General features: G+C 67.5%; 19 protein-coding genes. 15 read left to right on the top strand and 4 right to left on the bottom strand.

The window, feature by feature from the left end:
* The first annotated feature begins 18 nt into the window (after window positions 1–18).
* From DES52_RS19515 to DES52_RS19490, 6 genes are all read left to right on the top strand, one after another.
* Window positions 19–1,140, top strand: a complete 1,122-nt coding sequence (locus DES52_RS19515; RefSeq protein ID WP_170131180.1) for an MFS transporter — start codon at window positions 19–21, stop codon at window positions 1,138–1,140.
* On the top strand, window positions 1,137–1,952 hold the full coding sequence (locus DES52_RS19510) for a DODA-type extradiol aromatic ring-opening family dioxygenase (RefSeq protein ID WP_110888513.1): 816 nt from the start codon (window positions 1,137–1,139) through the stop codon (window positions 1,950–1,952). The genes DES52_RS19515 and DES52_RS19510 overlap by 4 nt, the downstream gene beginning before the upstream one ends.
* Complete coding sequence (locus tag DES52_RS19505; protein WP_146237392.1) at window positions 1,949–2,422, top strand: GIY-YIG nuclease family protein; 474 nt, start codon at window positions 1,949–1,951, stop codon at window positions 2,420–2,422. Before DES52_RS19510 ends, DES52_RS19505 begins: the two co-directional genes overlap by 4 nt.
* Before the next feature lie 69 nt (window positions 2,423–2,491).
* Window positions 2,492–3,124 (top strand): RNA ligase family protein, encoded by a 633-nt coding sequence (locus DES52_RS19500; RefSeq protein WP_110888511.1) that lies wholly within the window; start codon window positions 2,492–2,494, stop codon window positions 3,122–3,124.
* On the top strand, window positions 3,121–4,374 hold the full coding sequence (locus tag DES52_RS19495) for an AAA family ATPase (RefSeq protein WP_110888510.1): 1,254 nt from the start codon (window positions 3,121–3,123) through the stop codon (window positions 4,372–4,374). The genes DES52_RS19500 and DES52_RS19495 overlap by 4 nt, the downstream gene beginning before the upstream one ends.
* Window positions 4,367–5,488: an aminoglycoside phosphotransferase family protein gene (locus tag DES52_RS19490; protein ID WP_110888509.1), complete on the top strand. Its 1,122-nt coding sequence runs from the start codon at window positions 4,367–4,369 to the stop codon at window positions 5,486–5,488. Before DES52_RS19495 ends, DES52_RS19490 begins: the two co-directional genes overlap by 8 nt.
* Before the next feature lie 171 nt (window positions 5,489–5,659).
* Here the strand turns inward: DES52_RS19490 and DES52_RS19485 are convergent, their stop codons facing one another.
* Window positions 5,660–6,070, bottom strand: coding sequence for a hypothetical protein (locus DES52_RS19485; RefSeq protein ID WP_110888508.1), 411 nt, complete (start codon window positions 6,068–6,070; stop codon window positions 5,660–5,662).
* Between the two features lie 368 nt (window positions 6,071–6,438).
* Here DES52_RS19485 and DES52_RS19480 point away from each other — a divergent pair, with 368 nt between their 5' ends.
* Entirely contained in the window at window positions 6,439–9,156 is a 2,718-nt protein-coding gene (locus tag DES52_RS19480) for a GAF domain-containing protein (protein WP_110888507.1), read from the top strand.
* Window positions 9,157–9,233: 77 nt separating this feature from the next.
* Here DES52_RS19480 and DES52_RS19475 read toward each other — a convergent pair whose 3' ends face one another.
* Window positions 9,234–9,584 carry a metal-sensitive transcriptional regulator gene (locus DES52_RS19475; protein ID WP_425451135.1) on the bottom strand — a complete coding sequence of 117 codons (351 nt, stop codon included), beginning with the start codon at window positions 9,582–9,584 and terminating at the stop codon, window positions 9,234–9,236.
* Complete coding sequence (locus tag DES52_RS19470) at window positions 9,584–9,793, bottom strand: CopZ family metallochaperone (RefSeq protein WP_110888506.1); 210 nt, start codon at window positions 9,791–9,793, stop codon at window positions 9,584–9,586. The genes DES52_RS19475 and DES52_RS19470 overlap by 1 nt, the downstream gene beginning before the upstream one ends.
* A gap of 171 nt (window positions 9,794–9,964) precedes the next feature.
* Here DES52_RS19470 and DES52_RS19465 point away from each other — a divergent pair, with 171 nt between their 5' ends.
* Window positions 9,965–12,478 (top strand): heavy metal translocating P-type ATPase, encoded by a 2,514-nt coding sequence (locus DES52_RS19465; protein WP_110888505.1) that lies wholly within the window; start codon window positions 9,965–9,967, stop codon window positions 12,476–12,478.
* Between the two features lie 58 nt (window positions 12,479–12,536).
* Here the strand turns inward: DES52_RS19465 and DES52_RS19460 are convergent, their stop codons facing one another.
* On the bottom strand, window positions 12,537–13,346 hold the full coding sequence (locus DES52_RS19460; RefSeq protein WP_110888504.1) for an SDR family NAD(P)-dependent oxidoreductase: 810 nt from the start codon (window positions 13,344–13,346) through the stop codon (window positions 12,537–12,539).
* A gap of 159 nt (window positions 13,347–13,505) precedes the next feature.
* Here DES52_RS19460 and DES52_RS19455 point away from each other — a divergent pair, with 159 nt between their 5' ends.
* The 7 genes from DES52_RS19455 to DES52_RS19425 all read left to right on the top strand — a co-directional run.
* The gene (locus DES52_RS19455) at window positions 13,506–15,080 is read left to right on the top strand and encodes an ABC transporter substrate-binding protein (RefSeq protein ID WP_110888503.1); all 1,575 of its coding nucleotides are present in this window, start codon (window positions 13,506–13,508) and stop codon (window positions 15,078–15,080) included.
* 58 nt (window positions 15,081–15,138) lie between these two features.
* Window positions 15,139–16,077, top strand: coding sequence for an ABC transporter permease (locus DES52_RS19450; protein WP_110888502.1), 939 nt, complete (start codon window positions 15,139–15,141; stop codon window positions 16,075–16,077).
* Window positions 16,078–16,099: 22 nt separating this feature from the next.
* Window positions 16,100–16,954, top strand: a complete 855-nt coding sequence (locus DES52_RS19445; RefSeq protein WP_110888501.1) for an ABC transporter permease — start codon at window positions 16,100–16,102, stop codon at window positions 16,952–16,954.
* The gene (locus DES52_RS19440) at window positions 16,951–17,955 is read left to right on the top strand and encodes an ABC transporter ATP-binding protein (protein WP_245901166.1); all 1,005 of its coding nucleotides are present in this window, start codon (window positions 16,951–16,953) and stop codon (window positions 17,953–17,955) included. The genes DES52_RS19445 and DES52_RS19440 overlap by 4 nt, the downstream gene beginning before the upstream one ends.
* The gene (locus tag DES52_RS19435; protein ID WP_110888500.1) at window positions 17,952–18,992 is read left to right on the top strand and encodes an ABC transporter ATP-binding protein; all 1,041 of its coding nucleotides are present in this window, start codon (window positions 17,952–17,954) and stop codon (window positions 18,990–18,992) included. Before DES52_RS19440 ends, DES52_RS19435 begins: the two co-directional genes overlap by 4 nt.
* Complete coding sequence (locus tag DES52_RS19430; protein ID WP_245901172.1) at window positions 18,992–20,002, top strand: GntR family transcriptional regulator; 1,011 nt, start codon at window positions 18,992–18,994, stop codon at window positions 20,000–20,002. Before DES52_RS19435 ends, DES52_RS19430 begins: the two co-directional genes overlap by 1 nt.
* The coding region (locus DES52_RS19425; RefSeq protein WP_146237391.1) for a creatininase family protein at window positions 19,992–20,102 on the top strand (111 nt) is incomplete at its 3' end. The genes DES52_RS19430 and DES52_RS19425, both read left to right, overlap by 11 nt.

Below are 20,102 nucleotides of genomic sequence, written 5' to 3'. Positions count from 1 at the left end.
CTTCCGGCGGTAGGGTCCGTGACGCTCTCGCACGCGAGCGTGGACCTTCAGACGGGCGCCCTGCCCTTGCTGCTTCCCACCTTGCTGCTCGCCCTCAACCTCAACTACGCGCTCGCGGCGGGCGTGATCGCCGCCAATCAAATCGTCATCGCGGTCGCGCAGCCGCTGTTCGGGCTGCTGGGCGACAAGAAGTCCTTCACGTGGATGGTGCCCGTCGGGCTCGCCCTCACGGGCCTCGGGATGGCGACGGTGCTGTGGATGCCGTCGTATCCGCTCGTGTTGCTCGCCGTGACTTTGAGCGGCCTCGGCTCGGCGATGTTCCACCCCGAGGGTCTCACGCGGGTGCGCGCCAATTCCGGCGAGAAGCTCGCGAGCGGCACGAGCTTGTTCTTCTCGGGCGGCAACATCGGCTTCGGGCTCGCGCCGATCGTGACGGCGCTTCTGCTCGAACGGCTCGGCAAGCCGTCGGTGCTGCTGCTGCTCGTCCCGACGGTCCTGAGCTTGCTGCTGCTGCGCTCGCAGTGGCAAGACGTGCGCCGACCCGTTTCGACGCGCAAGGTGGGCGCGGGCGGCGCGGGCCGCGTGCGCTGGGGCCTCGTGGGCTTCCTGATGCTGCTCATCACCCTGCGCGGCACGGTCACCGGGGGCCTCACGACGTTCCTTCCGCTCGGACACGACGTCCTGAACCTCTCGAAGGACGCGGCGGCGACCCTCGTGACGATCATCAGCCTCTCGGGCATCGTCGGAACGCTCGTGGGCGGTATCGTCGCCGACCGCATCGGCAAGAAGCCGCTGCTCGTCGGGTCGGCGGCCATTCTCATGCTGGCGATGCTGGCGTTCGGTCACACGGACGGCTTCGCCTTGCACCTCGGGCTGCTCGCAGTCGTGGGGCTGTGCTCCAGCGCGGCGTGGCCGACGATCGTCCTGATGATTCAAGACGCCATGCCCGGCCTCACGGGCCTCGCGTCGGGCTTGTCGCTCGGCACGGTCTACGCTGCGACGGGCCTCGGCGTGGCCGCCTTGGGAACCTTCGCCGACCGCGCGGGCATCCCGGCGACCCTCTCGCTGCTGTCGTGGCTGCCGCTCGGCGTGCTGCTCCTCACGGCGCTTTTGCCCGTCCCGAAAGAGGCGAGCGCGTGACGGGCATCGTGTTCGCGTGCGTCGCGCCGCACGGCTCGGAGATCGTGGAGGACCTCGCCGGAAGCACGCCCGAGCTCATGGCGTCGACGCGCGCGAGCTTGCAAGCGCTCGGGAAGGCCGCGCGGGCAGCGTCCCTCGACGCCATGATCGTCCTCACGCCGCACGGAACACGCGTCGAGGGGCAGTTCGCGCTCGCCGACTCGGAGCGCATGGCGGGCGAGGTGGAGTCTCACGGCGTGACGTTGACGATGGAGCGCCGCGTGGACCGCACGCTCGCGCGAAGCGTCGCGCAGGCGGCCGAGGCGGACGGGCTTCGCGTCGCCTCCTTGAACTTCGCGACGAGCGAAGGGCCTTTCTCCAACTTGCCGCTCGATTGGGGCGTCATCATTCCGCTGCACTTCATGCCGGACGTGCCCGTGGTCGTGATCAATCCGCCGCGCGGAACGGACTTGGCGCCGCATGAGCGCTTCGGCGCCGCCCTCGCCCGCGCGGCGCGCGAGTCGGGAAAGCGCGTCGGCCTCATCGCGAGTTGCGATTGGTCGCACACGCACGACGCGTCGGGACCGTACGGCTTTCACGAGGCGGCCGCGCGGCTGGACGGGGCGGTTGTCGACGCGATGAAGCGCGGCGACCTCGAAGCGCTCGCGACCTTCGACGCCACGTTCGTGGAGGACGCGAAGCCCGACGGCTTGTGGCAGACGCTCGTCCTCGCCGGAGCGATTCCGAGGGAGGCGCGGCACGTGGACGTCTTGTCGTACGAGGCGCCCACGTACTTCGGACTGCTGTGCGCTCGGGTGACGTCCACCGCGTGAGCGGGCAGATCGCGCGAACGCGCGCCGAGTTCGACGCGTGGCTGTCCACCCACCGCCCACGAAGCGCCGTGATCGCCGTGCGTGCAGAGCCGCTGGACCGCCGAGCGGTGCTCGCCCGCGTGGCGTCGCTGACAGGCGCGCAACGCGACGACGCCTACGTCACGCTTCTGCTCGAGCGCCGTCCCGTCGAGGACACGCCCGCGTTCGTGGAGGCGACGCGTGAACCCTTGCGCCGCTGGGCGACCCTCGTGGACGGTCTGCTCGCCGGAGAAGGGGCGTTCGCTCGCTGGCGCACTCGACTGCTGTTCGAAGGCAAGACGACGTCGCGCTTCGACTTGCGCCTTTACGTCGTCGGCGAAGGCGCCCTCGGCGAAGCGACGGCGGACGAGACGGTCGAGGCGTTGGCGACGTGGGCGCGCGCCGCCTTTCCGCTTCGCCTGCTGGACCCCGTCGCTCCGCCGAAACGCTGATCGTGCCTGAGCCGATGCGTGGAGGTCGGGCGGGCTTCGCGGACGCTAAAGTGCCTCGTGGAGGCTCGGATGCAACAGCGCGTGAAGTACCCTCGCACGCCTCACCTCCCGTGGTCGCCCGGCGCGAGCGCCGACGACACCCGCATGATCGACACGCGCGCCTTCGAAGGGCGCGAAGTCGTCGTGACGGAGAAGCTCGACGGCGAGAACACGACCTTGTACCGTGACGGCATGCACGCCCGCTCCATCGACGGTCGGGCCCACGCGTCACGCGACTGGGTGAAAGGCTTGCAGGGGCGCGTCGGATACCTCATTCCCGAGGGGTGGCGCGTGTGCGGCGAGAACTTGTACGCGCGGCACTCCCTGGCGTACGAGGACCTCGAAGGGTACTTCTACCTGCTGAGCGTGTGGAACGAAACGAACACCTGCCTGAGTTGGGACGAGACGCGGCTGTGGGCTGCGGAACTCGGCGTGCCGACACCGCGCGAGCTTTACCGCGGGTCCTGGAACGAGGCGCGCGTTCGGGCGTTGAGAATCGACGAGGCGACGACGGAAGGCTACGTCGTGCGAACCGCCGAAGGCTTCGCCTTCCAGGACTTCGGTCGGCGCGTGGCGAAGTGGGTACGGCGAAACCACGTGCAGACCGACGAGCACTGGATGCACGCGGCGATCGAGCCGAACAAGCTGAGGGAACCGACGTGAAGGCTTTCCTGGAGGCGTTGCGCGGTGGCGCCGAGCCGGACTTCGCCGAGTTCGCTCGTGAACTCGGAGACGTGCTGCCCCTGCTGACTGACCTGCCGCGCACGCCTCAGGACCCCGAGTGGCACGGCGAGGGCGACGTCGGCACGCACACGAACCTCGTGCTGCGCGAAGCGTACGAGCTCGCCGAGCGAGAAGGGCTGGGCCCCCGCGAGCGCTTCGTGCTCGTGCTGAGCGCGGCCCTGCACGATCTCGGCAAGCCCCTCACGACGCGAACGACCCTCGACGACGCGGGACGAGCGCGCGTCGTGTCGCCTCGACACGCGGACCGGGGGCGGTCGTACCTCGCGTACCGCCTGCCGGAACTCGGCTTGCCGTACGACGTCGTTCACGCGGTCATGGGGCTCGTCGGGCATCACCACGACCTCGGACGGACTTTGGACGTCGGCACCGAGAGCGCGTACCGCCGTCTCGCCCGGCTCGCGGACGTGCGCTTGCTGTACCTGCTGGAAGTCGCGGACGTGCGAGGACGCGTCGCGGCGGACCGCGCGTCGAAACTGGAGGACTTGGAGCTGTTCAAGCTCGGCGCGCAAGAAGTCGGCGTGTGGCGCGGCGAGGACCCTTACGCCGCTTGGAGCGAGGTGATCGACGCGCAGCTGCGCGGCTTTCCCAGCGAGTACCGCGACTTCGTGTTCGGGCAAGGCGTGCTGGACTTCGAGGCGGGCGTCATCTCGACGCCGCACGAGGCGATCGCGCGAGGGTACGCGGCGAGAAGCGGCTTTGCGCGGCTCGTCGTGACGTGCGGCCCGAGCGGGGCGGGCAAGAGCGCGTGGGTCGCCGAGACGCTGGAGGACTTCGACATCGTGTCGCTGGACGTGCTGCGCGAGGAACTCGCCGGGAAGCGCGCGGACCAGAGCTTCAACGGGCGGGTGCTGCAAGAAGCGAAGGAGCGCCTGAGAATCGCCTTGCGCGCGAAGCGGGCGGTCGTATGGGACGCGACGAACACTCGGCGGGACTTTCGCGGCATTCCGCTGCGACTCGGCTTCGAGTACGGCGCCTCGACGACCCTGGCCGTGTTCCAGCCGCCGTTGGACACGATCTTCGAGCGCAACCCGGCGCGCGCTCACGCCGTGCCCGCGCGCGTCGTCGCGAGTCAGGTGGAGAACGCCGAGTTTCCGTACGAAACCGAGGCGCACCGAACGCTCGTCCTCGACGAGTTCCTGCGCGTCGTTCGAAGGGCGCCGCGTGGCTGACTTCGCCCCGTCGGACGTCACGGTCGGCGTGCGCGCGTTGCTGAGCGACCCGGACGCCCGCGTGTCGTCCTGGCAAGCCGAGGACGTGCATTGGCGCGTCGTGAGTGAGGTGACGGACGGCTTGCGGCGCTTGCGGGGCACGGCGCTCGGAAAAGGTGGACTCGTCGCGTGGTCGCTGATCGTGAAAACCGCGCGGCCCGCCGAACCGAGCGACCAGAGTTGGCGGCGGGAAGTCGAAGCATATACGTCGGGCTTGCTGAGGACGCTGCCGGAAGTGCGTCCCGCGCGTCTGCTGCACGTCACGCGAAGCGCGCCCGACCGGATCGCCCTGTGGCTGGAGGACGTTCCCGACGAGACGCCGGAGGTGTGGCCGCTGAAGCGGCACGTCGTGACGGCGCGGCACCTCGGGCAGTTCAACGCGGCGCACGAGGTCGACGTGGTGCCCGTGTGGGCGTGGCGCGACTGGCTGGACGGCTTGCATCCCCGCCTCGCCCCGGCAGACGACGAGCGCGTGTGGAGCGCGCCGATCGTGCGCGAAGCGTTCGAGGACGCCCCGCTCGAAGCGCTCGAACGCGTGCGTGAAAGCCACGACCGCTGGCGAGTGTTGCTCGACGCGCTTCCCGTGACGCTCGTGCACCTCGACGCGGGGCGGTTCAACGTGCGCGCCGAAAGCGAGACGCGCAGCGTGCTGCTCGATTGGCAAGCGCTCGGCGTGGGACCGCTCGGAGCAGACCTCGCCATGACGCACTTTCTGAACGTGTGCCGCTTCTACGCCGATCCGTTTCGCGTGTCGGACCTCGACGTGGAGGCGTTCGAGGCGTACTGGAACGCGGTCGAGCGGCCGGGTAGTTCGTGGGAAGCCGTCCGCTTCGCGTACAGTTCTGTGATCGCGGCCCGCACGGCGCTCGTCGTGCGGCTTCTGCTGCCGCGCCTCGCGGCGGGCGACGAGCGCCTGTGGGCGTCGTGGGGGGAGAAGCGCGGCTGGTCGGCGCGTGAGGCGGTGCGGGCTTGGGGCCGAGGCATGACGAGCTTGCTGTCGCTGGCCGAGGAGGCCGACCGCCTGGCGGGGCACTTGGCGGCGCTTCCCAGAAGCCGGCCTCCCGGCACGAGCTGATGAGCGGGCATGAGCGAGACGGTGACGTGCGCGGAAGGCCGCCGTCGCTTCGCTTTCATTCACGTCACGCTCCGAGGATCTCGTGATGGCGAAGTGACGTCCAAGCCGTCGAGAGCGGGCGCGGCACCGTGAGGGCGGGCAGTGTGCCCGCCTTTCGGACGTCGTCCCGAGTCAAGAACGCGGCGCGAGGATGTCCCGAAGGCGCACGAGGAGTTCCTCTCCGCGCTCGTAGCCGGGGCGCACGAACACCATGGCGAGGTTGCTCCAATCTTGCACGGCGGCGACTTCCTGTCCGTCTTCGTCGAGCTTGAGGTGCGGGTAGGCGCCGTACTCCACGAAGCAGTCGAACTCCTTCGCCACGGCCTCGAGGGCGCGGGTGTTCTCGTCGGTCCACGTCAGGAGGTACGGCAAGGCGAAGGCGGGCTTGCCGCAGGAGCCGCCGAGGCCCACGAGGGGCAGGCCCGCGACGCTGGGAACATCGTCGCGCAAGCGGGCGCGCGCGAGGAACGCTTCGCGGTCGCGCACGCGATCACGAGAGGTCTTCATACTGGCGACGTACGGGCCGACGGTGAGTTTGGGCATGGTGAGCCTCCTTAGCAGGCGACGCGAGCAAGACGTTGGCGAAGACCGGCGGGCCTTTCGGACGGTGAGCACTCCAGGTACGGTTGCCCGCCCATCGGTTCTCGACCTCGCGCACAGGGCCACAATCGTGCGGGGTGACGCCCGACCGCGTCAGGTGCCCTGAAGGCGGACGAGGGCGAGGCGCCCTTCGTGGTGGGCAGACCGCCGAGGTCGCGGGCGTTTTGACCGTTTCTCCACGCCAATCGGCGCTCGCTCGTCGTCATGACGTGATCCTCGCACGAGTCGGCGCTTCGGGAAAGGCCGGACGCCCCTTCTTCATTTCTTCTTCATCGCATCTTTCTTTCGTCGTCAATCGGTAGCATGAAGCGATGTCGGCTTCACAACGCGACGCCGAAGCGTCCTCGCCTCTTCCAGGAGAGTACGTTCATCATCCGCACCCGACGTGGTCGACGGACCGTGACGGACGAATCACCGTCACGAATCTCGCCTTGCAGGAATTTCTCGGAGTGGCCGACACGGACATCGTCGGCAGGACGCTCGGCGAGTTCGCGCATCCCGAGGACCGCGACGCTCTGCACGACCAAGAGCGCGCGTCGTACGTCCTGCGGCTTCGTCGGTACGACGGACAGCATCGCCGAGTTCGCGTGGACGCGCGAGCGACACCGGCCGGTCGGGTGTACGCGGCCGTGGACGTCGATTGGCTCGACGAAGCCGCCGAGTCAACGCGTCGAGAAGATGCCTGCGACGCCGCGAACGGGGAAGCAGTGCTGCACGAGCAGACGGAGATCCTGTCCACGTTGATTCGCATCAACGAGACGATCTCGGCGGAATTGGACCTCGGAACGCTCGTGCAAGCCGTGACGGACGCGGGCGTGGACCTGACGGGCGCGCAGTTCGGGGCGTTCTTCTACAACGTCGTGAACGAACACCAGGAAAGTTACACCTTGTACACCCTCTCGGGCGTGCCTCGGGCCGCGTTCGAACGCTTCCCTATGCCGCGCAACACGCACGTCTTCGGCCCGACCTTCGCCGGGGAAGGTGTCGTGCGAGCGGCGGACATCACCCTCGACGCTCGCTACGGACGCAACGCGCCGTACCACGGAATGCCCGAAGGGCACTTGCCCGTTCGCAGTTACCTCGCCGTACCCGTCACGTCGCGAAGCGGACAGGTGCTCGGCGGGTTGTTCTTCGGGCACGAGGTGGCGGACGTGTTCACGGAACGCGCCGAGCAACTCGTCGTGGGGCTCGCCGCGCAGACGGCCGTGGCGCTCGACAACGCGCGCCTTTACCAGCAGTTGCAAGAAAGTCACACGCAACTCGAACGGCGCGTGGAGGAACGCACCGGGGAACTCGAAGCGCAGGCGGTGTCGCTCGACGCGTTCGCGGCCTTCACGGAGGCGGTCGGAACGCAGACGGACGTCGGGGCGCTCGCTCGGCAGGCGGTGCAGACGCTGCACACGCGCTTCGCGAGCGGGAGCGTCGGTTATTACGGCCGCGTGAACGACCGATGGGTGTTGCAGGCGTGGACGCACGACATGGACGCCGAGTTGCTGGAAACCCTGCGGGCGGGCTTGCCGCTCGACACGCCCGTCTTCGCCGTTCCCATGGAGACGCGCGAACCGATGTTCGTGGACGCGTGGGACGCCGAGCGGGAAAAGGTGGAGCGCAGCGAGGAATACTCGTCCGTCAGCAACTATCCGGTGGTGGTGAACGGCGAGGTACACGGCTTCATCGCGATCGGCTTGCGAAGCGCTCGCCGTTGGACAGCGCGGGACCAGGCGCTCGTGAGCGCCGTCGGGCGCGGCTTGGCGCTCGCCTTGGAGCGCGCCGAGCAGACCGGAAGCCTCGAAGCGCAGCGTGACGCGCTGGTGGCCCGCACGCGCGCGCTGGAGGCGTTCTCGCTCTTGACGCGCGACCTCACGGTGGAGGCCGACCCGACCGTGCTGATTCGCCGCGCGCAGGAAATCGTGATGCCGCTCGTCGGGCAGGGGTACACCTTGTACTGGCAACCGGAGGGAAACTTGTGGCGGTATCGTTCCCTCGTCGGGCCACTCGGAAATCCGCTGTTGCAGGCGGTGGTCGACGCGGGCTTGCCGCGTGGTCAGGCGGATACCCTCGACCGCGCGTGGGCGTCGCGCTCGCCCATCTTCGAGGATCATTACCGTCAAGGCGCGGACACCGATCCGGAGTTGGTGCGGCACGTGCACGCGGCGGCGATGCTTCCGGTGTTCGTCCGTGGAGAGCCGCACGGCATGATCGGCATGGGGTTGTTCGAGCAGCGGCAGTGGAACGCCATCGACAAGGCCGTGCTGGAGACGGTCGCGCGCAGCCTCGGGTTGGCGCTCGAAGGCGTCGAGAGCGCCCAGGCGCTCAAGGAACGCACGCAAGAGCTCGAGCGCAGCAACGAGGAGTTGGAGCGCTTCGCGTACGTGGCGTCACACGATCTACAAGAGCCTTTGCGCACGATCGCGAGCTTCACGGAAGTGCTCAACCGTCGTTACGCGGACGCGTTCGACGACACGGGCCGCAAGTACCTGGGGCTCGTCACGCGCGGCGCCGAGCGCCTCAAGGCGCTCATCGACGACCTCTTGGTCTTCTCGCGCCTCAATTCCGTTCATGAGCCGCACCGCCCGCTCTCGCTGGAAGAGCCGTTGCAAGAAGCCCTTCGCCACTTGCACGCCGCCGTCGAGGAGACGGGCGCGGTCGTGACGCACGATCCGCTTCCGCAAGTGACGGGAGACGTGTCGGAGTTGACGCAGCTCTTCCAGAACCTGATCGGCAACGCCGTGAAGTTCCGCCGCGACGGCGTGCGGCCCGAAGTGCACGTGGGCTTGACGCGCGACGCGGGGGCGTGGCACGTGACGGTGCGGGACAACGGAATCGGCTTCGAGCCGCAGTACACCGAGCGGGTGTTCCAGATCTTTCAGCGCTTGCACGTGCGCGAGCGTTTCGAAGGCACGGGCATGGGGTTGGCGATCGTGCGCAAGATCGTCGAGCATCACGCGGGGCGCGTGTGGGCCGAGTCCGTTCCGGGCGAAGGCAGCACCTTCCACTTCACGTTGCCGCTCGATCGCGAAGACACCTGACGGTCCACGGCGCCGCGCCTTCTCGCGACACACGAGACAAAGTCGGCTCTACGAGAGAGCCGACCACGCCGAGAACGTCAAGTGTACTTGAAGACTTCCATGAGCTCGTCGACGATTTTCTGCTCGTCGCCGCGTTCGTGCGCGGTCGCCACGTGCGCTTCGAGGTGGCCGCGCAGAACGACGGCCGCCGCGCCGTCGATGGCACCTTGGATGGCCTTGAGTTGCTTGAGGACGTCGACGCAGTAGACGTGCGGATCCTCCAGCGAGCGGCGAACGCTTTCGAGGTGACCCCTGGCGATGGCGAGCCGCCGCGCCGCCTTCTTGCGCGCATCCTCAGGCATGCAGAGGTGGTGTTCGCCGTGCGCCGTCGCGCCTTCCTCGGGGGAGGGATGCTCGGACACGTGAGAGGCGGAGGCGGCGTCGGTCATCAAGCGCTCGCGATCGTGGCTTCGTAGCCTTCTTCGACGATGGCTTCGACGAGCAGGCGAGGTTCGACGTCGCCTTGAACGACAGCCTTGCCGCTCGTAAGGTCGACTTGGGCGTCGGTCACGCCGGGCACGGACTTGAGCGCCTTCGTGACGCCCGCTTGACAGTGGCCGCACGACATGCCGGAAACTTGCAGTTCGATTCGACTCATGAATGGAACCTCCTCGCCATCCATCTTATACCCACTGGGGGTGGGTGTCAATTCTGCGGTCGATAAAAGTGCTGTAGAACGCTAAATATTCTCCCAGTCTTGCATATCCCCTCGAGAAACCGCTATAGTGAGGCCAAGAAAATCCCCCGGGAGGGGATCAGGAGGATCGAAATGTCGAAGACCATCGAGCTCGGAGTTGGCGGAATGACGTGCGCGTCGTGCGTCGCCCGTGTCGAGCGCGGTCTCAAGAAAGTCGAGGGCGTCGAGAGTGCGAGCGTGAACCTCGCGACCGAACGCGCCACCGTCACCTACGACCCGGCCGTCGTCACCACGCCGCAGATTCTGCTCGAAAAGGTAAAGGACGTCGGGTACGAGCCCGTGACGAGCACCGTGGAGTTCGGCGTGGGCGGCATGACCTGCGCGGCATGCGTCGGACGGGTGGAGCGCGCCCTCAAGAAAGTGGACGGCGTTCTCGGCGCCAGCGTGAACCTCGCGACCGAGCGCGCCACCGTCACCTTCCTGCCTTCGAGCGCCCACCTCGGCCACCTCAAGGCGGCCGTGAAGGACGCGGGCTACGAGGTGCGCGAGGCGGACGCGGGGCGAGATCGCACGGACGTCGAACGCGAGGCGAGGGCGCGCGACGTCGCCGAATTGCGCCGCTCCGTTGCCTTCAGCGCGGTCTTCGCCGTGCCGCTCGCGATTCTCGCCATGGTTCCGATGCTCGTTCCAAGCGTCGAAACCTGGCTCATGAACACCTTCGGGCACGACGTCATGACCCGGCTGAACTGGGTGATGCTCGCCCTCGCCGTGCCCGTGCAGTTCGGACCGGGCCGCCGCTTCTACCGTCTCGGCTGGAAGTCGCTGAAAGGCAAGTCGCCCGACATGAACGCCCTCGTGATGATCGGGACATCCGCCGCGTTCTTCTACTCCCTGCTCGTGACGCTCGCGCCCGGCCTCTTTCCCGAGGGTACGGCGCACGTGTACTACGAAGCTTCGGCGGTCGTCATCACGCTCATCTTGCTCGGCAAGCTCTTCGAGGCGATCGCCAAGGGCCGCAGCAGCGAGGCGATGAAAAAGCTGCTGAGCTTGCAAGCGAAGACGGCCCGCGTCGTGCGCGGCGGCGAGGAGTTGGAGATCCCGACCGACGAAGTTCTCATCGGCGACCTCGTCGCCGTTCGACCGGGTGAGAAAATCCCCGTGGACGGCGAGGTCGTGAGCGGTCACTCCTTCGTCGACGAGAGCATGATCACGGGCGAGCCCGTTCCCGTCGCCAAGGCGAACGGAGCCTCGGTCGTGGGCGGCACGATCAACCAGAACGGAACCTTCACCTTCAAGGCGACGAAGATCGGCGCCGACACGGCCCTCGCGCAGATCATCAAGCTCGTGGAGACCGCGCAGGGCAGCAAGCCGCCCATCCAGGGCCTGGCCGACAAGGTCGTCGCCGTCTTCGTTCCGGTCGTTCTCGGCATCGCCGCCCTCACCTTCCTGATCTGGTTGCTGGCGGGCGGGCAGGAAGCGCTCTCCTTCGCGCTCGTCACGACCGTCGCCGTGCTCATCATCGCTTGCCCCTGCGCGATGGGCCTCGCCACCCCGACCTCCATCATGGTCGGCACGGGCAAGGCCGCCGAACTCGGCGTGCTCTTCCGCTCGGGAAGCGCGCTCGAGGCGTTGCAAGGCGTGAGCGTCGTCGCGCTCGACAAGACGGGGACCCTCACGAAGGGCAAGCCGGAACTGACCGACCTCGTGACCACGCCCGCCTTCCACCGCACCGACGTCCTGCGTCTCGTGGCGTCCGCCGAACGACCGTCCGAGCACCCTATCGCGCGGGCGCTGGGAGACGCGGCGAAGCGCGAAGGAGTCGCCTTGACGAGTCCCGACGCGTTCGAAGCGGTGCCCGGCTACGGCCTCACGGCGCGCGTCGACGGTCACGACGTGCAAATCGGCGCCGACCGCTTCATGGCGAAGCTGGGCGTCCCGACGACGTCGTTCGAAGAGCAAGCGCGGCAGCTCGGCGACGAAGGCAAGAGTCCGCTGTACGCCGCCATCGACGGCGAGCTCGCCGCGATCCTCGCCGTGGCGGACCCGGTGAAGGACGGAAGCGCGGACGCCGTGCGCGCCCTGCACCGTCAAGGCCTGAAAGTCGCGATGATCACCGGGGACAACGCGCGGACCGCGAACGCCATCGCCCGTCAACTCGGCATCGACGAGGTGCTCGCCGAAGTCCTGCCCAGCGGCAAGAGTGACGCCGTGCAAGCCTTGCAAGCGCAAGGGCGCAAAGTCGCCTTCGTCGGCGACGGCATCAACGACGCGCCGGCCCTCGCGAGGGCGGACGTCGGCTTGGCCATCGGAACGGGAACGGACGTCGCGGTGGAGACGGCGGACGTCATCTTGATGTCGGGCGACGTGCGCGGCGTGCCGAACGCCTTCGCCCTCAGCCGCGCGACCCTTCGCAACATCAAGCTGAACTTGTTCTGGGCCTTCGCGTACAACGTCTTGCTGATTCCCGTGGCGGCGGGCGTGCTCTTTCCGACGTTCGGCTTGCTGCTTTCACCCGTCCTAGCGGCGGCCGCGATGGGCTTTTCCAGCGTCTTCGTGCTGACGAACGCGTTACGGCTGCGGTCGTTCCGCCCGCCCGTGGCTTCGGAAGGCGGAGCGGTGGCCACGGACCTGCCCGCGCCCGCTTGAGCGCGGCCCTTCGCGAAAACGCCACTCCACGCGGAGTGGCGTTTTTCGTTTCCAGAAGTCAGTCGTAGTTGAACGTCGCCGTGCAGCCGCCGTCCACGGTCATGATGGTGCCCGTCATGAACGAGGCGTCGTTCGACGCGAGGAAGACGACGGCGCGGGCGACTTCGTCGGCGTGCGCTTGGCGTCCGAGGGGTTGGCGCGCGGCGTTCGCTTCGCGTTTGGCGTTGGCGGCGCGCGACGCTTCCGGAGAAAGGCTGGCGCGCCGCCCCCCCATGTCCGTGTCGATGTAACCGGGGCAGACGGCGTTGACGCGCACGCCGCGCTTGCCGTAGTCCACGGCGAGTTGCCGCGTGAGGTTCACGACGCCCCCCTTGGAAGCGCAGTAGGCGGGAGCGTTCGGCGCGCCGATGAGTCCGAAGGTGGACGCGACGTTCACGACGGCGCCCGCCCCGTTCGCCATGAGATGCGGCAAGGCGTACTTCGCGCACAGGAAGGGTCCGCGCAAGTTGACGGCGATGACGCGGTCCCACGTCTCGAGGTCGAGGTCGTGCGCGGCCGAGGCGTCGCCGCCGATGCCCGCGTTGTTCACGAGGACGTCGAGGCGTCCGAAGCGCCGCACGCTCGCCTCGACGAGCGCCTCCACGTCGGCGGCGTTCGATACGTCGCACGCAACGAAGACGGCTTCGCCGCCGCTCTGGGTGATGGTGTCGGCGGTCGTTTCGCCGAGCGTCTGAACGTCGGCGACGACGAGGCGGGCACCTTCGGCGGCGCAAGCGAGCGCGATGGCGCGTCCGATGCCGTTCGCGGCGCCCGTGACGAGCACGACGCGACCTTCGAGGCGACGTGCCGATTGTGGAGGTTGCTGCATGGCGACAGTGTACAAGGCCCTTCGCGCGCTTCTGTCCATAAACTTGTCTAAAGGACTCGTGAGGAGAGATTGCCACGGGCGGCGCAAGGTGTTATGCTCGACCATAACAGATAGAACAGGCATAACAGAAAGGGCGTTCCCGCGCCTTGGAGGTCACGTATGAAACGACTCGTCAGGACCACGCTCGCTCTCGGCGCCGCCCTCGTTCTCTCGCAATCCCTCGCCGTCGAGCGAGGCGGAACGCTCGTGTACGGCCGCTACGCCGACTCGCTGTTCCTCGACCCCGTCTTGAACGACGCGAACCTCGACATCTGGATTCTGACGAACCTCTACGACACCTTGCTGCAACCCAGCGCCAACGGCAAAGGCGTCCAACCCGGCCTCGCCTCGTCGTACACGGTGAGCAGCGACAACAAGAGCATGAAACTGACGCTGCGCTCCGGCATCAAGTTCGCCGACGGCAGCCCCATCACCGCCGCCGACGTGAAGTGGTCGCTCGACCGCGCCCGCAAGCCCGACAACGGTGATTGGAGCGGGTCCCTCGCGTCCATCGACAACATCACCACGAGCGGCAACACCGTCACCCTCAACCTCAAGCGACCCGACCCGACCCTCGCGGCGGCCCTCGCGACCTTCAACTCGGCGATCATGTCGCAAAAGCTGTTCAACGCGGCGGCCGGCAAGAACGACGCCGAAAAGGCCAAAGCCTTCGCCGAGAAGCCCATCGGCTCCGGTCCCTTCGTCCTCAGCGAGTGGAAGAAGGGCTCGTACATGGTCATCAAGCGCAATCCGTACTACTGGAAGAAAGGCGAGGACGGCAAGGCCCTCCCGTACCTGGACGCCGTGCGCTTCGAGATCATCCCCGACGACAACACCCGCATCCTGAAACTGCAAGCCGGTGAGATCCAAGGCGCCGAGTTCATTCCGCTCGCCCGCGTGAACGAGCTCAAGGCCAACCCGAAGATCAACATGGCGCTGTTCCCGTCCACCCAAGTCAACTTCATCACCATGAACAACCGTCCCAAGCTCAAGGACGGCAGCACGAACCCTTTGAGCGACGTGCGCGTGCGCCAAGCGCTGAACTACGCCACGAACAAGGACGCCCTCATCCAGATCGTCACGTACGGAGTCGGCAAGCCCATGAATTCGTTCATGTCCTCCACGACGCCCCTGTTCGACACGTCGCAAAAAGGCTTCCCGTACAACCTCGACAAGGCCAAGGCCCTCATGGCCGCCGCCGGGTACAAGAACGGCTTCGAGGTCACGAGCATGGCGACGAGCGGCAGCGCCAACGACCTCGCGCAACTGACGGCGTTGCAGCAGATGTGGGCGCAGATCGGCGTGAAGCTCAAGATCGAGCAGCTCGACGCCGCAACGAAGACCGCCCGCTACCGCGCCAACGACTTCCAGATGCGCACGGGCGGATGGACGAACGACATCAACGACCCCAGCCAGATCACGACGTACTTCGCGATCTACGCCACCGTCGAGTCGCTGCACACGGGCTTCAAAAGCGCGGAAATCGAAAAGCTTTTCGAGCAGAGCCAATCTGAGACGAGCCGCGTGAAGCGCGCGTCCATCTACCGCCGTATCCAAACGCTCTACCACGAGGCGGCGCCCATCGTGTACCTCTACGAAACGCCGTACCCCGTCGCGCTCGCCAAGAACGTCAAGGGCTTCGTGCAAATTCCCCTCGGCAACAACATCTTCGCGGCCACGTACCTCGACAAGTGACCTGACTCGGAAGGCCGGTCCGACGGCCGTCGGACCGGCCTTCCTCTAGGAGCAACCGATGCGCGCCTCGTACGTTCTCAAACGCCTGCTGCAGATCATCCCGACGTTCATCGCCGTGCTGATCCTCGTGTTCCTGCTCGTGCGCTTGTTGCCGGGCGATCCGGCGAGCGCCATCCTCGGAGACCGCGCCACGCCTGAAATCGTAGCGCGCAAGAAGCGCGAACTCGGCCTCGACCAACCCCTCGTCGTGCAGTTCTGGATCTTCGTGCAGCACCTCGTGCGAGGCGACCTCGGCGAGAGCACCAGCCTCAAGGTGCCCGTGCTGCGCCTCGTCGGCGAGCGACTGCCCGTCACGCTCTTCTTGAGCGTGTACGCGTCCATCCTCGGGGTGGTCATGGCGGTGCCGCTCGCGATTCTCGCCGCCGTTCGCAGGAACACCTGGGTGGACGGCGTCATTCGCGGCCTGTTCCAAATCGGCTTGTCGCTGCCCGTGTTCTACGTGGCGCTGCAACTCCTGACCTTGCTCGGCGCGAAGTTGCAGTGGTTTCCCATCGGCGGGTACGGCGACTCGTTCGGCGACCGCCTCTACCACCTGTTCCTGCCCGCCCTCACGCTCGGCTTCAACCTCGCCGCGATTCTCGTGCGAACGCTGCGCAACTCCATCTTGGAGGTGCTCACGGCGGAGTACGTGGAGTTCGCGCGCTCCAAGGGGCTTCGAACGCGCGTCGTGCTGAGTCGGCACGTGCTGCGCAACGCCCTCATCTCGACCATCACGCTGCTGGGCCTCAACATCGGCGCCCTCATCGGCGGAGCCGTCATCACCGAGTCGGTGTTCGCGATTCCCGGCGTCGGCCGCCTCATGATCGACGCGATCTTCGGTCGCGACTACCCCGTCATTCAAGGGCTCACGCTCGTGTTCGCCGTGCTCGTCTCGCTGGTGTTCCTGATGACCGACCTCGTGCACGCCCGCCTCGATCCGCGCGTAGAGCACGCGTGACCTCACCGGAAGGAGGACTGCCTTGACCACCACCGCTCCCCCCGTCACCTCGGTCGCGCCTCGGCGCACGCGGCGCCGTCCCAAGCCGACCTTGATCGCGGGCTTGCTGCTGCTGCTGCCGCTCGTCATCGCGGCGGTCGCCCCGAAGCTCCTCGCGCCGTACAGCCCCACCGACTTCGACTACACCGCCATTTTGCAAGGTCCGTCCGCCAAGCACCTGTTCGGCACGGACAACTTCGGGCGCGACATCTTCAGCCGCATCATCTTCGGCGCGCAAGTCGACCTTCAAATCGCCGTGTTCACGACGCTCTTCCCCTTCGTGTTCGGCACGCTCCTCGGAGCCTTCACGGGCTTCGTCGGCAAGTGGTTCGACGCCATGATCGGACGCGTCGCGGACCTCGTCGTCGTCTTTCCGTTCCTCGTGCTCGTCATCGCGATCGTCGCGGTGCTCGGCCCGGGCCTCACGAACATGTACATCGCCGTGAGCGCCGTCGGGTGGGTGTCGTACTGGCGACTCGTGCGCGCCGAAGTCATGGCGCAAAAGGAAACGGAGTACGCGCAGGCCGCGCGGGTGCTGGGCTTCGGACCGTCCCGCGTGCTGCTGCGGCACGTCCTGCCGAACGCCGTGACGCCCGCCATCGTGTACCTCATGACCGACATGAGCCTCGGCATCCTGCTCGGCGCGTCCCTCGGGTACCTCGGTCTCGGCGCGCAACCGCCCACGCCCGAGTGGGGCGTCATGGTCGCCGACGGCAAGAACTTCATGGCGACCGCGTGGTGGATCGCCGGCTTCCCCGGCCTCGCCCTCACCCTCGCCGGAGTCGCCTTCAGCCTCATCGGCGACGGACTCGCCGACGCCTTGAGGCCCCGCTCGTGAGCGCGCCCCTCCCCTCCCCCGTTTTGCGTGTGCGTGACCTCGACGTGCGCATTCCCACGCCGCGCGGCGAGTTGCACGCGGTACGCGGCGTGAACTTCGACTTGCAGCCGGGCGAGGTGCTCGGCCTCGTCGGCGAGAGCGGCAGTGGCAAGAGCGTCACGCTACGCGCGTTGCTGCAACTGCACCGCAAGCCCGTGCGCGTGACCGGCACCATCGAGTACGGCGGGCACAACCTCGTCGGCTTGTCGGAAGCCAAGCTGCGCAACGTGCGCGGCGCGCAGATCGGCATGATCTTCCAAGAGCCCATGACGGCCCTCAATCCCGTTCTGACGATCGGCGAGCAAATTCGCGAGAATCTGCGCGAGCACCGCGGCCTCACCGGCAAGGCGGCGAACGAGCGCGCCGTGGAACTGCTCGACCTCGTCGGCATTCCGAGCGCGCGCACGCGGCTCAGCGATTACGCGCACCAATTCTCGGGCGGCATGCGGCAGCGCGCGATGATCGCGATCGCGCTCGCGTCCGAACCGCGCGTCCTGCTCGCCGACGAGCCCACGACGGCCCTCGACGTGACGATTCAAGACCAGATTCTGCGCCTGTTGCTGAAGTTGCGAGAGCAGCTCGGCATGAGCATCGTCCTCGTGACGCACGACCTCGGCGTCGTCGCGCAAACCTGCGACCGCGTCGCCGTGATGTACGCGGGCCGCCTCGTGGAAACGGCGAACGTCACGGACGTTTTCAGTGCGCCGAAGCACGCCTACACCCTCGGCTTGCTGAGAAGCTTGCCCGACAGCGGCGCGCACCGTCGTCCGCTGCAACCCATCCCCGGCTCGCCGCCCGATTTGCGGCACCTTCCGGCAGGCTGCGCCTTCGCGCCGCGCTGCGCCTTTCACACGAACGCGTGCCTGGGAAGCGAGCCGCCCCTGATCGAAATCGCGCCGAGTCGAGCGAGCGCGTGCGTTCACTACGCCAAGCTGCCGCTCGTGAACGAGGTGGTGGTATGACCGCGAACGCCGTGACGTCGAACGAGTACCTCCTCGACATTCAAGCCCTCACGAAGACCTTCCCGGTGCGGCGAAGCTTCCTGAGCCGCTGGCGCGGCGAAGCTCCGAAGGTCGTGCGGGCCTTGACGGACGTGAATTTGCAAGTGCGGCGCGGCGAGACGCTCGGCATCGTCGGGGAAAGCGGTTGCGGCAAATCCACGCTCGCGCGCTGCATCGTACGGCTGCACAAAGCGGACGCCGGCAGCATCCGCTACGACGGACGCGAAGTCCTGACGCTCGGCGCCGAGGATCTGCGCATGTACTACCGCCGCGTGCAGATGATCTTTCAAGATCCCTTCTCGTCGCTCAATCCGCGCATGACGGTCGGCCAGGTGCTGCGCGAAGTCCTCACCGTCCACAAGCTGCGCCCCAAAGAGCAGCAAGGCGAGCGGGTACGCGAACTGCTCGGATTGGTCGGCCTCTCCCCCGAGGCCGAGAACCGCCTTCCGCACGAGTTCAGCGGCGGGCAGCGTCAGCGCATCGGGATCGCGCGGGCGCTCGCCATGGAACCCGACTGCCTCGTCGCCGACGAGCTCGTCTCCGCGCTCGACGTGTCCGTGCAGGCGCAAGTCGTGAACTTGCTGCTCGAACTGCAAGAGAAGCTCGGCCTCACCGTCTTGTTCGTCGCGCACGACTTGCGGCTCGTGCGCCACATCTCGCACCGCGTCGCCGTGATGTACCTCGGGCGGGTCGTGGAGGTCGGAACGACGCAGGAGCTTTTCGAGGCGCCCGCCCATCCGTACACGCGCGCTCTGCTCGCCGCCGCGCCGCACCTCGACCCCGCGCACCGCGTGGACGCGCCCGCTGTGTCGGGCGAGTTGCCGAGTCCGCTGAACGTTCCGAGCGGCTGCCCGTTTCGCACGCGCTGCCCGTACGCCTTCGATCGCTGCGCGACCGACCGACCCGAGCTCACCGAGATTCGGCTCGGGCAAAGCGTCGCCTGCCACCTCTTCGATCCCGCCTTGCGGCCCGCCGACCAACCTGCCGAGGTGCGTTGATGCGGCCCGAGGTGGAAGCGGACATCGCGCCTTTCACGGTGGACCGCATGCTCAGCGTGCCTTTGGGCGTGCAGCTGCGCGGCCAAATCGAGTACGGCATCGCGTGCGGCGACTTGCCGCCCGGCACGCGCTTGCCGAGCGTGCGAGAGCTCGTGGGACAGACGGGCGTCGCGCACGTGACGGTCGCGCAAGTCTACAAGGACCTCGCGGCGCGCGGCCTCATCGTGACGCATCCTAGGCGCGGCACCTTCGTCGCCGATCACGGCACGGGGCGTCCCACGCGCGACTTCACCGCTTTGCGCGCCCGCATCGGCGACCTCTTGGATCACGCGGCGCGTGACGGCATCGAGCCCGAGCAGGTCGTGGAAATCTTGCAGGCGATGGTGGCGCGCGGACACACCTCCAAGGACGTCGGGGTGCACGTCGTGCTCGTCGGCGTGCTGGACGCGGCGACGCGAGGCTACACGAGCGAACTCCAGAACCTCCTGCGGCCCGAAGACCGCGTGCAAGCAGTGACGTTCACGCAACTTTCCTCGCCGAGCGTCCTCGCGGACGTTCGCGGCGCGGACGTCGTCTTGACGCTCGGGCACCGCCTCGCCGAGGCGCGCGCCGCCTTGCCGACCTTGGAGATCGTGCCGTTGCGCGTCGCCGTGTCGTTCGAGACGCGCGGCAAGCTCGCCAACCTCGCGCCCGAGACGCGCTTGGCCTTGGTCGCGACCTTCGACGACTTCCTTCCGACGTTCTTGGCGGGCGTGCATCGCTTCGCGCCGCAAGTGCTGGACGTGCGCGCCACGCACCTCGCGGGCCGAGACCTTCCCGCCATCCTCGCGTGGTGCGACGGCGCGATCTTCGCGAGCGGCGCCGACGGCATCGTCACCGCCCTGAAGCCCGGTCAGTTCGCGTTCGAGTACCGCCACGCCGTGGACGTCGACGACACGCAGCGCACCGTCCTGCCCGTGATCGCCCAGCAGCGCGCGTTACTCAGAGAAAGGAACCGTCATGAACATTGAATCGATGAACTGGATGCAAGTGGAGGCGTACTTGCAACGCGACGACCGCTGCATCCTCCCGCTCGGCAGCACCGAACAGCACGGCTACATGAGCTTGAGC

This window comes from Deinococcus yavapaiensis KR-236, assembly GCF_003217515.1.
In the GTDB taxonomy this organism is placed as follows: domain Bacteria; phylum Deinococcota; class Deinococci; order Deinococcales; family Deinococcaceae; genus Deinococcus_A; species Deinococcus_A yavapaiensis.
Note: the sequence above shows the minus strand (reverse complement) of the source record. Positions and strands in the feature narration are given on the sequence as shown.

What these genes read in the sequence shown, in the direction of transcription:
- DES52_RS19500 (WP_110888511.1), top strand. Translation starts at nt 2,492, where the DNA reads ATGCAACAGCGCGTGAAGTACCCTCGCACGCCTCACCTCCCGTGGTCG.
- DES52_RS19485 (WP_110888508.1), bottom strand. Translation starts at nt 6,070, where the DNA reads ATGCCCAAACTCACCGTCGGCCCGTACGTCGCCAGTATGAAGACCTCT.
- DES52_RS19480 (WP_110888507.1), top strand. Translation starts at nt 6,439, where the DNA reads ATGTCGGCTTCACAACGCGACGCCGAAGCGTCCTCGCCTCTTCCAGGA.
- DES52_RS19475 (WP_425451135.1), bottom strand. Translation starts at nt 9,584, where the DNA reads ATGACCGACGCCGCCTCCGCCTCTCACGTGTCCGAGCATCCCTCCCCC.
- DES52_RS19470 (WP_110888506.1), bottom strand. Translation starts at nt 9,793, where the DNA reads ATGAGTCGAATCGAACTGCAAGTTTCCGGCATGTCGTGCGGCCACTGT.
- DES52_RS19465 (WP_110888505.1), top strand. Translation starts at nt 9,965, where the DNA reads ATGTCGAAGACCATCGAGCTCGGAGTTGGCGGAATGACGTGCGCGTCG.
- DES52_RS19460 (WP_110888504.1), bottom strand. Translation starts at nt 13,346, where the DNA reads ATGCAGCAACCTCCACAATCGGCACGTCGCCTCGAAGGTCGCGTCGTG.
- DES52_RS19455 (WP_110888503.1), top strand. Translation starts at nt 13,506, where the DNA reads ATGAAACGACTCGTCAGGACCACGCTCGCTCTCGGCGCCGCCCTCGTT.
- DES52_RS19450 (WP_110888502.1), top strand. Translation starts at nt 15,139, where the DNA reads ATGCGCGCCTCGTACGTTCTCAAACGCCTGCTGCAGATCATCCCGACG.
- DES52_RS19435 (WP_110888500.1), top strand. Translation starts at nt 17,952, where the DNA reads ATGACCGCGAACGCCGTGACGTCGAACGAGTACCTCCTCGACATTCAA.
- DES52_RS19430 (WP_245901172.1), top strand. Translation starts at nt 18,992, where the DNA reads ATGCGGCCCGAGGTGGAAGCGGACATCGCGCCTTTCACGGTGGACCGC.